At 63.8% G+C, this 14,455-nt stretch carries 9 protein-coding genes and 1 CRISPR repeat array; of the genes, 7 read left to right on the forward strand and 2 right to left on the reverse strand.

The window, feature by feature from the left end:
- Position 1: 1 nt before the first annotated feature.
- From csy3 to RAN53_RS09010, 5 genes are all read left to right on the forward strand, one after another.
- Positions 2–1,039 (forward strand): type I-F CRISPR-associated protein Csy3, encoded by a 1,038-nt coding sequence (gene csy3 / locus RAN53_RS08990; protein ID WP_305796478.1) that lies wholly within the window; start codon positions 2–4, stop codon positions 1,037–1,039.
- 6 nt (positions 1,040–1,045) lie between these two features.
- A complete protein-coding gene (cas6f, locus tag RAN53_RS08995) occupies positions 1,046–1,615 on the forward strand; it encodes a type I-F CRISPR-associated endoribonuclease Cas6/Csy4 (RefSeq protein WP_305796479.1) in 570 nt (189 codons plus the stop codon).
- Positions 1,616–1,744: 129 nt separating this feature from the next.
- Positions 1,745–7,591: direct repeats of the CRISPR family, unit length 28 nt; unit sequence GTTCGCTGCCGCCCAGGCAGCTCAGAAA.
- Positions 7,592–7,790: 199 nt separating this feature from the next.
- Entirely contained in the window at positions 7,791–8,459 is a 669-nt protein-coding gene (locus tag RAN53_RS09000; protein WP_305796480.1) for a hypothetical protein, read from the forward strand.
- 121 nt (positions 8,460–8,580) lie between these two features.
- The gene (locus RAN53_RS09005) at positions 8,581–9,648 is read left to right on the forward strand and encodes a hypothetical protein (RefSeq protein ID WP_305796481.1); all 1,068 of its coding nucleotides are present in this window, start codon (positions 8,581–8,583) and stop codon (positions 9,646–9,648) included.
- A gap of 138 nt (positions 9,649–9,786) precedes the next feature.
- Positions 9,787–10,209, forward strand: coding sequence for a globin (locus RAN53_RS09010; RefSeq protein ID WP_305796482.1), 423 nt, complete (start codon positions 9,787–9,789; stop codon positions 10,207–10,209).
- Between the two features lie 44 nt (positions 10,210–10,253).
- Here RAN53_RS09010 and RAN53_RS09015 read toward each other — a convergent pair whose 3' ends face one another.
- Complete coding sequence (locus RAN53_RS09015) at positions 10,254–10,586, reverse strand: antibiotic biosynthesis monooxygenase family protein (protein WP_305796483.1); 333 nt, start codon at positions 10,584–10,586, stop codon at positions 10,254–10,256.
- A gap of 223 nt (positions 10,587–10,809) precedes the next feature.
- Here RAN53_RS09015 and RAN53_RS09020 point away from each other — a divergent pair, with 223 nt between their 5' ends.
- Both RAN53_RS09020 and RAN53_RS09025 read left to right on the forward strand, forming a co-directional pair.
- Positions 10,810–12,288, forward strand: coding sequence for a DASS family sodium-coupled anion symporter (locus RAN53_RS09020; protein ID WP_305796484.1), 1,479 nt, complete (start codon positions 10,810–10,812; stop codon positions 12,286–12,288).
- Positions 12,289–12,300: 12 nt separating this feature from the next.
- Positions 12,301–12,762, forward strand: coding sequence for a DUF3592 domain-containing protein (locus RAN53_RS09025; RefSeq protein WP_305796485.1), 462 nt, complete (start codon positions 12,301–12,303; stop codon positions 12,760–12,762).
- Between the two features lie 69 nt (positions 12,763–12,831).
- On the opposite strand, the gene RAN53_RS09030 is transcribed toward RAN53_RS09025, so the two are convergent.
- Positions 12,832–14,379, reverse strand: coding sequence for an alkaline phosphatase D family protein (locus tag RAN53_RS09030; RefSeq protein ID WP_305796486.1), 1,548 nt, complete (start codon positions 14,377–14,379; stop codon positions 12,832–12,834).
- Positions 14,380–14,455: the final 76 nt, after the last annotated feature.

The raw sequence follows: 14,455 nt of genomic DNA on the forward strand, positions 1-14,455 counted from the left end.
CATGGCCAAGAAAGATGACGCCCTCAAAACCGCATCCGTCCTTGCTTTCGAACGCAAGCTTGATCCGTCGGATGCACTGTTCAGTGCCGGAGACTGGAGTGACCGCTCTCAACATATGACGTGGAGTGGCATTCCTATCCGCGAAAAATCAGTTCGCGGTACCATTTCCAACCGGCTGAAGGTCAAGGACCAGGATCCCGCCAAGCTGGATGCCGCTATTGAGAATCCCAACTTGCAGACGGTTGATGTTGCTACGTTACCGCATGACGTTGACACCTTGGCCGTGCACTTTACGCTGCGTGTTCTAGCCGGGGCGGGTACGCCTTCTGCCTGCAATAACGCTGAATACCAGAAGAAACTAGCGCAGACGGTAACGGGCTATGTAAACGAACACGGCTTTGGCGAGCTCGCTCACCGTTATGCCTGTAATCTCGCCAATGGCCGTTTCCTGTGGCGCAATCGTATCGGTGCCGAAGAGGTCGAAGTCATCGTCAGCCAGATGAAGGATGGGAAAGCTGAGAAGCAGTGGACCTTCAACGCGCTCGAACATTCGCTACGCGATTTTGAGGGCAGTGCAGGCACTCGTGAGCTAGGTGTACTCATCAACGAGGCGCTGTTCGGTGATCGTTATCTGCTATTGGATGTGGTGGCCTTTGCCAGGGTAGGTGCAGGGCAGGAAGTTTTCCCTTCTCAGGAGCTGATTCTGGATCGTAGCCGGGGAGACAAGAGCAAGACACTCTATAGTATTGGTGACGATAAAAGTGCCGCTATCCACTCCCAGAAACTGGGCAATGCTCTGCGTACGATCGACACCTGGTATCCGGCCCCGGAAGATGGCAGCGATCTTGGCCCTATCGCGGTAGAACCATATGGCTCAGTGACCACTCAGGGGAGTGCTTATCGTCAGCCGAAGCAGAAAATGGATTTCTATAACCTGCTCGATAACTGGCTACTCAAGGATCAGGTGCCCTCTACTGATCAGCAGCACTTCGTCATGGCCACCCTTATCCGCGGCGGCGTGTTTGGCGACGCGGGGTAAGCCATCATGGATCACTATCTCGATATTCACTTACGGCCCGATCCTGACTTTTCGGCTGCGCTGCTGATGGGAGCACTCTTCAGCAAGTTGCACCGAGCCCTTGTTGATTTGGAAGCCGATGATATTGGCGTCAGCTTTCCAGATCACAAGCTTGGTGTGCGCGCCCGTACACCGGGCGACCTGCTGCGGCTGCATGGTCGAGGGGCTCGGCTCGAGCAGCTGATGGAGAATTCATGGCTCACCGGCATGCGTGACCATGTAATGCTACAAGCCATGCAAGGCGTACCTGCTGAGTCCCAGCATCGAGTTGTTCGGCGACGACAGTTCAATACAGGAGGCCTCAGCCGGGCGAAGCGTTATGCACAGCGGCATGACATAGACATCGAAGAGGCGCAGCGCCTGATGCAGGCGCCTGCCGAACGACAGATTGCTTTGCCATTCGTACAGGTCAGCAGCCGCTCCAGTGGACAGCGCTTCGCGCTATTCATAGAGCATGGACCACCACAGTCACAGCCCGTTGCTGGCCGGTTCAATCAGTACGGGCTCAGCGGTGAGGCCACCGTGCCCTGGTTCTGACCCTTTTTCAGGGCTTCTCTTAAGAGTTATGAAAATCAGATGGTTATCAGCGCCTCTCTAAAAAGAGAGGCGCTGCTCTATCAGGCCATTGCTCTTTAACAATCAATTGCTTACTTTGGAATCGCTCTAGTTCGCTGCCGCCCAGGCAGCTCAGAAAACTACATGTCCGCGCCGCTTGATGAAAGGACGGTTCGCTGCCGCCCAGGCAGCTCAGAAAAGCACAGCCTCCCGCTGAAACCTCACGTTGCCGTTCGCTGCCGCCCAGGCAGCTCAGAAATGATTGCGGGTCTGCTGCAACACGCCGTCGCGGTTCGCTGCCGCCCAGGCAGCTCAGAAATCGGCAAATGGGCTGTTGAGGCTGCGCAGCTCGTTCGCTGCCGCCCAGGCAGCTCAGAAAACGACTACCCGGCGGAGGAGACTCTGGTCAGCGTTCGCTGCCGCCCAGGCAGCTCAGAAATGGATGGGCGAGCCCGGCGTGCGGAAGAACACGTTCGCTGCCGCCCAGGCAGCTCAGAAAAGGTCAACATCGCCCCAAACAGCATCGGTGGAGTTCGCTGCCGCCCAGGCAGCTCAGAAAACCCGCCAGGAGAAGGAGCGCCACTTCGGCTGGTTCGCTGCCGCCCAGGCAGCTCAGAAAAGCGCGTCTTTGGCCAGGTCAACGCCTTGGTCGTTCGCTGCCGCCCAGGCAGCTCAGAAATGGTTGAGTTCCGCTGGTTCAAGAACGGCAGCGTTCGCTGCCGCCCAGGCAGCTCAGAAATTGAAGAACGGGGCGAGATCCGGAACGGCGACGTTCGCTGCCGCCCAGGCAGCTCAGAAAAAGCCGGAATCGCCAAGTTGCAAAATGCTCTCGTTCGCTGCCGCCCAGGCAGCTCAGAAAATGCGGGAGCGCTTGAGGAGCAGCATCCAGGCGTTCGCTGCCGCCCAGGCAGCTCAGAAATCGTAGCCATCGGAGAACCGACGCGCCCACACGTTCGCTGCCGCCCAGGCAGCTCAGAAATTGTCCTGCTTGCTCATCAGCTCGGCGAGCTTGTTCGCTGCCGCCCAGGCAGCTCAGAAAAGCCGTGAGTCGAACATGTGAGCGTATCGGCTGTTCGCTGCCGCCCAGGCAGCTCAGAAAATCGTCGGCTCGAAGTACGACCCCGAGAACGAGTTCGCTGCCGCCCAGGCAGCTCAGAAATCGACCATGGCCGAGGAGAGCTCGCTGCTGGTGTTCGCTGCCGCCCAGGCAGCTCAGAAATCAAGACGATGACAGGCGGGCTCTACTCCGACGTTCGCTGCCGCCCAGGCAGCTCAGAAATGCCACACGGCGTAGGGCGTGGCGCCCTCCTGGTTCGCTGCCGCCCAGGCAGCTCAGAAAAGTTCGAGCCCGCTGATGCCAACGGCGATCACGTTCGCTGCCGCCCAGGCAGCTCAGAAAAGCGTCTCGGCAGGCTGTATCGTGGCGGTGTCGTTCGCTGCCGCCCAGGCAGCTCAGAAAGCCCAGGGTCGCCGGGTTGCGCGCGTCCTCGAGTTCGCTGCCGCCCAGGCAGCTCAGAAAAAAGGCCTAACCAGCAGTTCCCGTATGCTCACGTTCGCTGCAGCCCAGGCAGCTCAGAAAAGTCGCTCGAGCAGCTTGTTCACCACCTGGGTGTTCGCTGCCGCCCAGGCAGCTCAGAAAAGCCCAGCTCGTGCCGGCAGTAGTTGCACGCCGTTCGCTGCCGCCCAGGCAGCTCAGAAATGGTCCGGGCGGCGCGTTTTTCTGCCGGCCCTGTTCGCTGCCGCCCAGGCAGCTCAGAAATACGGCCAGACCCTGGACGCCGTGAACCTGCCGTTCGCTGCCGCCCAGGCAGCTCAGAAATCAGCAGGTGACGATCCGCGGGGCCGGAATGGGTTCGCTGCCGCCCAGGCAGCTCAGAAATGGTTGAAGGTGATTAGCGTGCGCGCGGGGATGTTCGCTGCCGCCCAGGCAGCTCAGAAATGACGATGTAAGGCTCATAGTCGTAAAGGGCTGTTCGCTGCCGCCCAGGCAGCTCAGAAACTGATTCGGCCCGAGGCGCGGCCCTGGTGAAGGTTCGCTGCCGCCCAGGCAGCTCAGAAAAGTTGCTGACTCCGGCCAGAGCACTGGCAGCCGTTCGCTGCCGCCCAGGCAGCTCAGAAATGGTTGGCGGCCTGCATGGTCTTCTTCTGCTGGTTCGCTGCCGCCCAGGCAGCTCAGAAAACCTGCCCGGACTGCTCGCGGGTGATCTCGATGTTCGCTGCCGCCCAGGCAGCTCAGAAATGAGCCGCGTGCGCCCGGGGTGACCCGGGCGTGTTCGCTGCCGCCCAGGCAGCTCAGAAAGCAGGGCTACGGGAAGCGGCCGACGAACTACGGTTCGCTGCCGCCCAGGCAGCTCAGAAATTCATGGAAGGGCTGCTGCGCTGGGTGGAGGAGTTCGCTGCCGCCCAGGCAGCTCAGAAATACAAGGCCGTCGAGGCGTACACCTTCCCGCAGTTCGCTGCCGCCCAGGCAGCTCAGAAATGGAAGGCAAGCAGTCGCCCTACACCATGGACGTTCGCTGCCGCCCAGGCAGCTCAGAAAAGGCCATCGCCAAGCAAGACCCCGACCTGCGCGTTCGCTGCCGCCCAGGCAGCTCAGAAATCGGGGAAAAGGAGGTTCACGATGAAAAGATGGTTCGCTGCCGCCCAGGCAGCTCAGAAAAACGTGCTGGGCGGCATGGGCCTTGAGGTAGAGTTCGCTGCCGCCCAGGCAGCTCAGAAAAACACCGTCGAGACCATCGAACGGCAGAGCTAGTTCGCTGCCGCCCAGGCAGCTCAGAAAACGATGAGGCCGGTATCCTGATAGCCAGACATGTTCGCTGCCGCCCAGGCAGCTCAGAAAGCGTGGCTTGGTGGCCTCGGTGGCGCGGCGCAGTTCGCTGCCGCCCAGGCAGCTCAGAAATCGGCAGCGCGGGGCAGCTCCCGGCCACCCTTGTTCGCTGCCGCCCAGGCAGCTCAGAAAAGAACGTCGGCATCGGATACCGCGCCACCTGCGTTCGCTGCCGCCCAGGCAGCTCAGAAATGGGGGAATTACACTGCCGGCGTCTCGGTCACGTTCGCTGCCGCCCAGGCAGCTCAGAAATGCCAAGGCACGTTACCCCTCCAAGAGTTGCTGTTCGCTGCCGCCCAGGCAGCTCAGAAATGCTGACCAGTGCCACATTGCGGCGCTTGGCGTTCGCTGCCGCCCAGGCAGCTCAGAAAGTATATGGCGGCCAGGCCCAGCGGGGCCAGGAGTTCGCTGCCGCCCAGGCAGCTCAGAAATGATGCGCCACAACAAACGCCAGCTCGCCGAGGTTCGCTGCCGCCCAGGCAGCTCAGAAATTGCTGGCCTGCACCCCGCGCTGGTGGTTGTAGTTCGCTGCCGCCCAGGCAGCTCAGAAAAGGTCAAACTCGACCACACCACCACGCTGCCCGTTCGCTGCCGCCCAGGCAGCTCAGAAAACATGCGCCGCCAGGGCATCGCGCTCGGCTTCGTTCGCTGCCGCCCAGGCAGCTCAGAAAATCGACGACGGCCGCCTGGTGTGGGACGTGGCGTTCGCTGCCGCCCAGGCAGCTCAGAAATTCGCGGCACGGCGCTTCGACTGCCCGTACGCGTTCGCTGCCGCCCAGGCAGCTCAGAAATCGCTGCGCTTGCGCTGCCTGAGTTCGTCAAGGTTCGCTGCCGCCCAGGCAGCTCAGAAATCGGCGTGGAGAAGATCGACTGGTCCGCCCCGGTTCGCTGCCGCCCAGGCAGCTCAGAAAAACGGGTGAAGAAACCACCAACGGGAGTCAAAGTTCGCTGCCGCCCAGGCAGCTCAGAAAGTGGTCCCCGCGTGGGCCTGGCGTGACGGTTGGTTCGCTGCCGCCCAGGCAGCTCAGAAAACCAGTCTCGGGCAGGCCAGCTTCACGCACTAGTTCGCTGCCGCCCAGGCAGCTCAGAAAACGTCGTCGGCCATCTTGGCGTAGGCCTCGGCGTTCGCTGCCGCCCAGGCAGCTCAGAAATGAAGGCCGGGGCCATCGTGCCTGTCTCCAACGTTCGCTGCCGCCCAGGCAGCTCAGAAAGCCTGCTGTGGAGCGGGGACGACGACCTACGCGTTCGCTGCCGCCCAGGCAGCTCAGAAATCCCGCAGCTCGTCGCGTGTCAGTGTCAGCATGTTCGCTGCCGCCCAGGCAGCTCAGAAAATTCGCCGTGACCACCGGAGAGACGGAGAGGAGTTCGCTGCCGCCCAGGCAGCTCAGAAAATGAGGACGAAGGCGGGCAGGGCGAAACGGCCGTTCGCTGCCGCCCAGGCAGCTCAGAAAAGGAGAAGAGTCTGGCCAGAGGCGAGGGATACGTTCGCTGCCGCCCAGGCAGCTCAGAAAAGAAGATAAAAAGCCCCATGACAATGGCGAGAGTTCGCTGCCGCCCAGGCAGCTCAGAAAATCTTGGCGAGCGCGCGGGCTTGCTGCTCCTGGTTCGCTGCCGCCCAGGCAGCTCAGAAAACTGGAACCATCAGGTCAACGACCAGCTGCGTGTTCGCTGCCGCCCAGGCAGCTCAGAAAAAGCCGCGCTTCGTGATGGTGGAGGGCGTCAAGTTCGCTGCCGCCCAGGCAGCTCAGAAACCCGGCAACCGCCAGGCTCAACCGCATGATAAGTTCGCTGCCGCCCAGGCAGCTCAGAAAAGGTGACGCGGCTCGTTGGCCTGGCCGACGAAGTTCGCTGCCGCCCAGGCAGCTCAGAAATCAGCGTTGGTGTCGAACCATCGGGCCACTGCGTTCGCTGCCGCCCAGGCAGCTCAGAAATGGATCCGCGTCTCGTCGGCCTGCACGCTGAAGTTCGCTGCCGCCCAGGCAGCTCAGAAATGGCATGGGCTGCCATGCCGGGTGGTACTCTGGTTCGCTGCCGCCCAGGCAGCTCAGAAATGGTCAAGGGCGGCAGCAGCCGCACCGCCAACGTTCGCTGCCGCCCAGGCAGCTCAGAAATATTTGCGACGGAAGGCGGCTTTCTGTAGCGCGTTCGCTGCCGCCCAGGCAGCTCAGAAATCGCTAATCTGCTGCTGTGCCTTGCTGATAGCGTTCGCTGCCGCCCAGGCAGCTCAGAAAAATAACAGCAGCGGCCACCTCGGGACGCGCATGTTCGCTGCCGCCCAGGCAGCTCAGAAAGCGGAGCCGCTGGCGAATTCGTCGGTGATGGTGTTCGCTGCCGCCCAGGCAGCTCAGAAATCCCGGAAACCTATTGACCTGTTCATGGTTATGTTCGCTGCCGCCCAGGCAGCTCAGAAAGTCGAGTGGGCATCGGGGCGCTCGACGGCAACGTTCGCTGCCGCCCAGGCAGCTCAGAAAGAGTCCTCTGCCTCTCGGCGGTGGTCGGCTGCGTTCGCTGCCGCCCAGGCAGCTCAGAAATATCGCCAGGTGCCCGTGATCTGGCAGCCGGGGTTCGCTGCCGCCCAGGCAGCTCAGAAAACTTGTCGGCCGTCTCGGCGTCGTCGTCCAGCGTTCGCTGCCGCCCAGGCAGCTCAGAAAATGAGCCAGCATTACTACCAGACGACCAACCAGTTCGCTGCCGCCCAGGCAGCTCAGAAAATGGGGCGGGCCACGCTCCCCGCGGCCCTGATGTTCGCTGCCGCCCAGGCAGCTCAGAAAACCTCGAGCGAGCAGGGCAAGCGCCTGCTGAAGTTCGCTGCCGCCCAGGCAGCTCAGAAAAGATCAGCGAGAAGCTGGCGCAATTCGGCATCGTTCGCTGCCGCCCAGGCAGCTCAGAAAGAAACCGCGGCCGATTTTTCCGGTTGGGGGTTGTTCGCTGCCGCCCAGGCAGCTCAGAAAAGCACCCGCAGCAGGTGCAGCAACAAACGCCCGTTCGCTGCCGCCCAGGCAGCTCAGAAAACGACGAGATCCACGCCACGCCGGAGCTGTGGGTTCGCTGCCGCCCAGGCAGCTCAGAAATTCTCTGCCCCCTCGGCGCGCTCCAGGGCAGCGTTCGCTGCCGCCCAGGCAGCTCAGAAATATTCAGAAGGAGGCGCCACCTGAGCAGGCTAATCACCCTGTCATCCAGGCAGCATCACCACCCTGTAGTCGCCGGGTGCAGTTGTTTCGTATCTCTCGCGCGGCAGGAGGGGTTTACCTAAGCTTTTGGTACCGTGTCTTGCGTCTGGGTGGCCCGGAGGCCAAGTGGTGCCGGGAAGGCGATGCCAGGAGGTGCCAAATGGCGGATGCATCGAAGGGGCTGTGGGTGACGTTGGTGTCGGGCTTCCTGGCCATCGCCGGGGTCGGGGCCAAGGGTGTGGCCGATCTCTATCTCGAGCGGGCCAGGCTCGATTCCCAACTGATCATCGGCGCGCTGGGCTCACCCTCGGCCGAGTCGCGCCAGGAGGCGTTGAGGCTGCTGGTGGATGCCCGGTTGATCGCGAACGAGGATACTCGCCAGGGCCTGAAGCTGTACTTCGAGGGAGACGCTCCCCGCGAGCCACCCCAGGTGACCTCGTTTATCCAGAGCGGCGAGAGGGTGAGCCTGACACCGGCCACCCCGACCAATGCCAGCCGGACCGACATCGATCTGTTCGTCTGTGGCTCGGCGAGGACGAGCCTGGAGGCTCAGGCGCTGGTGGAGAACATGCATCGCACCCTTGATGGCTCGGGGCGCTACGGGCGCATCGCGCTGAAGGTATGGGATGGCGCCCTGTACCAGGAGCTGCCCGAGAGTGAGCTCAAGGGGGCCGTTACCCTGATCTACGATGCGGGGCATGGGGAGGCGGGCGAGGTCGAGGGGCTGCGGGGCCAGCTGGCACCCGTGTCAGGGCTGCCCCTGCGCGAAGTGCCCAATGCCGGGCCCAGCACGCCCTGGCTGCTCTCTCTGGTGGTGTGTCCCGGGTGATCTCGTTGTGGTCTCCGCCGATCCGCTTCCAGCCTCTCGGTGGCATCCCCCCATGCGGGGTGTGTCGGTCTACCTTGAAGGGTAATCCCTGCGGCATCTTCTCCAGGGTGGGGGCGAACCAATGAAGTGTGCACTGATACTCCTTCCCGGGCTCGACCCGGTCCAGCAGGATCATTATCGCGATGTCCTCGTGCGCAACCTTGTCACGGCCGAGGAGTCGGTCAGTATTCTTGAATGGGGCGACGCCGGCGTGCCCGATGAGCGGGCGGCCTGCCTGCAGGTCGAGGATGGCAGCGAAAAGGGAACCACGGTGCATGTGTACGAGGCGTGGTGGGGCGATCTGGTGGCGCGACCCGAACAGCAGACGCCGGCGCGGGCCATCCTCGAGGGGTTCCAGCTGCTGGCCTACTGGCTTCATCCGAGCCTTCGACCCGCGTTCAGGCAGTCGCGGTTTCTGACCTTGAGCCTGGTGCTCTCTTCCCTGTTGTTGCTGCTGTGGTATGTCGGAATCCTGACCGCCGGGCTGGCCGCGATCGGCGCCGACGGCAGCCTCGGCGTCCTGGGCGCCAAGGCCGGCGCGTTCGCCGAGGCGGTCGGTGGTCATGCGATATGGGTGGCGCTGGCCGGCCTGCTCGCTTTTATGCCGGTCAATGCGCTGGTGGCGATCGCCGGTTTTACGCGCCGCTATCTGACGAACATGGCCACTGCCGAGGATACGGGGCTTCGCGACGTCATTCGCGGTCGTGTCCATCGCATCCTGAAGTCCACCGATGGGCAGGGCTATGACCGGGTGGTGATCGTCGCCCACAGCTTCGGCACCGTCATCGCTGCCGATCTGGTCGCCGAAATGTCCGCCCCGCTAGAGCGACAGCTGCGGTTGATCACGCTGGGCTCACCGGCACGGGTCCTCGCGTACCGTTCGCGATGGTTGCGGCGAACCCTCGAGCGCGCTTATGGCACCCCCGTGATAGCCGAGTGGCATGACTACTACTCGGAGCAGGACTGGATGTGCACGACGATGTTCGAGGCCGCAGAGGGAGATGCCTCATGCTACAGCCATCGGCTGGAGCGCGACGCACCGCTGGTCGACCGGCTGACCGGGGTCACCCATAAGGCCTACTTCCGAGACCGCGCGGTGTTGCGCGGTATCCTCGCCGCGCTCGGCAACCAGGAGGCGCCGTCGTCTTGATCTCGCCATGGCGAGGCGGCATTCGCCGATGGCGTGATGCAGGTCATGCCGAAGCGAGGAAGGCGGTATCCGTCGATGCCGGTCGCCAGCGTCTGGCCTAGCCTTGAGTCAGGCCTGCTTATCGGCTGGGGGGTGATCATGGACATTGAAGGCCTGTTCGATGCGAGTTACGAGCGGGTGCTGCGCCGGGAGGTCGGGGGAGAGGCGTTCTTCGCGGCTTTCTACGAGCGCTTTATAGAGGCCTCACCGGAGGTCGCGGTGAAGTTCCGCCATACCGACATGACGCGCCAGCGGGCCATGCTCAAGAAGGCCTTCTATCACCTGCTGGCCTTCTACGCCTCGAGCGATGCCGACTACTACCTGCAGCAGGTGGCGGTCAGCCACGATCGCGCCCACCTCGATATCGCGCCGTCGCTCTATGACCTCTGGCTCGAGACCCTGGTCGACACGGTGCGCGACTTCGACGCGCAGTTCGACGACGATGTGGAGCTGGCCTGGAGGCTGGTGATGACGCCGGGCATCGTCTTCATGACCTTCCACTACGACCGCGGCACCCGTTGAGGCCGCGCGGAGGCCGTTAGGTGTTTAGTACCGGGGTGTCGGCATCATCGGTGTCCGTGACCGGTTCCCGTGCCCGGCATCACCACCCACTCCGGCTCCTCGAACTCGCCGATCACGCGGATCTCGCAGAAGGGGGCGGCACTCTTGATGATCTCCTTCACCCTGGGCGCCGGCTGGGCCTCCATGGCGTCGCGGCTGGCCTTGCTGTCCCAGTGGGCGATGGCGATTAGGGTGGCGGGGTCGTCGATCTTGCGGTGCAGTTCGGTGCCCCGCGCGCCCGGCGCCTGCTGGATCAGCTCGCTGGCGCGCACCCAGGTGTCGGCGTAGTCCTCGGCGGTGTAGTCGTCGCGGATGTGTACCTCGAAGATGTATTTCACGTTGACTCTCCTGATGGTGGATTCCCCGATCTCTCTCGGCCCATGACCGATACGGGGCGTACTTTTTGTTTGTTTGAGAAGGCGTTGGCTTCTCGAAACCCATCCAGATCAATAAAACTTTAGTTCAAGGCTGTTAGCGTGTGCGCGTGGCTTTGCGATGGGGCCGGCGTCTGTGAGCCCCTCGATCTGGCCACTCCTTTCAATGCTTACAGGGGAAGCGCTCATGTCCCAACCTCAAGAAGGCGCCTCGGACCTGCGGCTGGTGCCGGCACTGGTGGCGGTAGCGGTCGGCGTGGTGGTGTGGCTGTTGCCCCAGCCGGCCGATGTCTCCGACCAGGGCTGGCTGATGCTGGCCATGTTCATCGGCACGATTGCCGCGATCATCGGCAAGGCGATGCCGATCGGGGCGCTCTCGATCGTCGCCATCGCGATGGTGGCGGCGTCGGGCGTCACCAGCGACCAGCCGGGTACGGCGATCCGCGATGCACTGGGCAGCTTCACCAGTCCGCTGATCTGGCTGATTGCCGTGGCCATCATGATATCCCGCAGCCTGATCAAGACCGGCCTGGGCTCGCGTATCGGCTACTATTTCATCTCCGTATTCGGCAAGCGTACGCTGGGTATCGGCTATGCCCTGGCGCTTTCCGAGCTGACCATCGCCCCGGTCACCCCCAGCAACACGGCGCGCGGGGGCGGCATCATGCACCCCATCATGCAGTCGATCGCCCATAGCTTCGGTTCGACCCCCGAGAACGGGAATACCGGCAAGATCGGCAAGTACCTGGCACTGGTCAACTACCATAGCAACCCCATTACCTCGGCGATGTTCGTGACCGCCACGGCCCCCAACCCGCTGACCGTCAAGCTGATTGCCGAGGCTACCGGTGCCGCGATTACGCTGAGCTGGACCACCTGGGCGCTGGCCATGCTGTTGCCGGGCCTGGCGGCGATCGCGCTGATGCCACTGGTGCTCTACCTGCTCTATCCCCCCGAGATCAAGAAGACCGAAGACGCGGCGAGCTTCGCCCGCCAGCAGCTCTCCGACCTGGGCGGCATGCAACGAGACGAGAAGATCACCCTGGGGGTGTTCGTGATGCTGCTGCTGCTGTGGGCAGGGGTGCCGGCCTGGCTGCTGGGTGATGCCTTTGAGCTGCATTCGGCCACGTCCGCGCTGATCGGCCTCGCCGTTCTGCTGCTGACCGGGGTGCTGACCTGGAAGGACGTGCTGAACGAAAAGAGTGCCTGGGACACCCTGGTGTGGTTCGGTGCGCTGGTGATGATGGCCTCGCAGCTTAATCAGCTTGGTGTGGTGGCCTGGTTTTCCTCCACCATCGAGGGCCTGATTACCCAGACCGGCGTGGGCTGGCTTGGCGCGAGTTCCTTGCTGATCCTGGTATTCCTCTATTCTCACTACTTCTTCGCCAGTACCACGGCGCATATCACGGCGATGATGGGAGCCTTTCTGGCCGTGGGCCTGGCCATGGGGGCGCCGGCGATGCCGTTCGTGCTGAGCATGGCCGCGGCCTCCTCGATCATGATGACCCTGACCCACTACGCCACGGGCACCTCCCCGGTCATCTTCGGTTCGGGCTACGTGCCGCTGGGCGAATGGTGGCGCGCCGGCTTCGTGATGAGCGTGGTCAACCTGCTGGTCTGGGTCGTGGTGGGCGGTCTATGGTGGAAGCTGCTCGGCTACTGGTAAGGATGTTCCATGATGTCGCAGGCTCCCCTGCTGATCGCCATCGCCGCCCTGATCGGGGCGGCATTTTCCGCTTATGGCGTATGGCGGCGTCGCGGCGTCAGCGCCTGGCCACGGGCCACGGCCGAGGTGGTCGCCACCGAGGTCATCGAGCTTGGCTCGCGGGTGCAGAATCGCGAGGGCCCCGAACAGCAGCGTCGCTACCTGGCCAGGGTGGAGGTGCGCTTCGAGGTGGCGGGCCAGGCGATCGTCACCGACAACCGCCGCTTCGATGCGCCGCCTTCCTTCACGGAGCGTGAGGCGGCCGAGGCCTGGCTGCGAGACTACCCCACCGGCAAGACGCTGGAGGTTCGCTACGACCCCGACGACCCGAAACTCGCCCAGTTCGGCCCGTCGCGTATCCCCACCCGGCGCATCGGACTGGCGTTGTTCCTGCTGGCGATGGCGGGGTTTGCCCTGTTCATCTACCTGCAGTGACTCCCGCCATGTAAAAGCGCCGCGGTTCCCGGGCGCCGCGGCGCTTTGCGTGGTAGTCAGGCCTGCGTATCAAGCGCGCTGGGGTTCCATTGCCTGGGTATGCAGGGCATTGCCGGCCGCGTCCATCAGCGTCACGGTGAGCACCTCGCTTTCACCGTCGAGATCCACCTGGCCGAAGAACTGGTAGCCGTCGGAGGGCGGCAGGTTGGACTGTCCCTCCGGCGGGGCCTTCTGGAACACCACCTCGGGGCCGAAGGTGCCGTCCAGCTCGCCGGGGCCGAAGGTGCCGGCGTGGAGCGGGCCGCTGACAAACTCCCAGAAGGGCGCGAACTCCTTGAAGCTGGCGCGCTCGGGTGAGTACTGCTGGGCGGCGGTGTAGTGCACGTCGGCGGTGAGCCACACCACATTGTGTATGGCCTCGTCGCGGATGGCGCGCAGCAGGTCGGCGATCTCCATCTCACGTCCCAGCGGCTTGCCGTGATGGTCGTTGGCGACGGCCTCGAAGTGTTCGCCGTCGCGCACGATCAGCCCGATCGGCATGTCGGAGGCGATGATCTTCCAGGTGGCGGTGGAGCGGCGCAGGCCGTCGAGAAGCCAGCGCAGCTGGTCCTGCCCCAGGAAGCTGGCCGCTTCGCCGCCATCCTGCTGGTTGCGGCTGTTGGCTGCGCGGTAGGTGCGCATGTCCAGCATGAAGACCTCGAGGCTGGGCCCGTAGGCGAAGCGCCGGTGGATGCGGCCGGGAGCCTCGGGACGCTGGCGCAGCGGCATGTATTCGAGGAAGGCACGACGTGCGCGTGCCGCCAGCAGGCTGGCGTTCTTCTCGGTGTAGCGATCGTCGTCGAGGAGCTCGCCGGGGTACCAATTGTTGGTGGTCTCGTGGTCGTCCCACTGGGCGAGCATGGGCACCTCGGCGTTGAACTGGCGGACGTTGGCATCCATCAGGTTGTAGGCGAACTGGCCGCGAAACTCCTGCAGGGTTTCCGCCACCTTGCGCTTCTCGGGCGTGACCAGGTTGCGCCAGGTCTCGCCGTTGGCCAGCGTCACGCTCTCCTTCAGGGGGCCGTCGGCGTAGACGGTATCGCCGGAGTGAATGAAGAAGTCGGGGCGCTGGCGGTGCATGGTGGCGTAGGTGGTCATGCCGCCGCGCGACGCGTCGATGCCCCAGCCCTGGCCGGCGGTATCGCCGGACCACACGAAGCGCACGTCACGGCGGGTGCTGGGCGGGAGGCGCAGTTGGCCGATCACCGGCTCGCTGATGGCGCGATGGTCATCGAGGGAGGCGAAGCGCACGCGGTAGTGGGCGCTATCCATGCCGGCTAGGCCGGTGACGTCGAGCTTGGCGGTGAGATCGGTGGCAGGCAGCACCTCGGGACCGGCCAGCTGTCGGGCGCCGTGGAATTCGGGGTTATCGGCGATCTCCACCAGCATGCGCGAGGGGCGGTCGGCACGGGCCCAGAGCATGGCGCGGTCGTGGAGCATGTCGCCGCTCATCACGCCATAGGGCAGCATCGGGCGGCGGCCCTGGGCCAGCACGATGGAGGGGGCGGCCAGGCAGGCGCCGAGGGTGGCGCCTCCCTTGAGGCCGAGCGTGAGGGCGTCGCGACGGGTGAAGCGCATGAGAACCTCCGAGTGGGATGAGTCCGGGCACTTCATCATCCGCTGCCGTGATGACAGCTCCTTGTCGGCGCCATGA

The sequence above is a fragment of the Halomonas sp. SSL-5 genome (genome assembly GCF_030708455.1).
Classification (GTDB): domain Bacteria; phylum Pseudomonadota; class Gammaproteobacteria; order Pseudomonadales; family Halomonadaceae; genus Halomonas.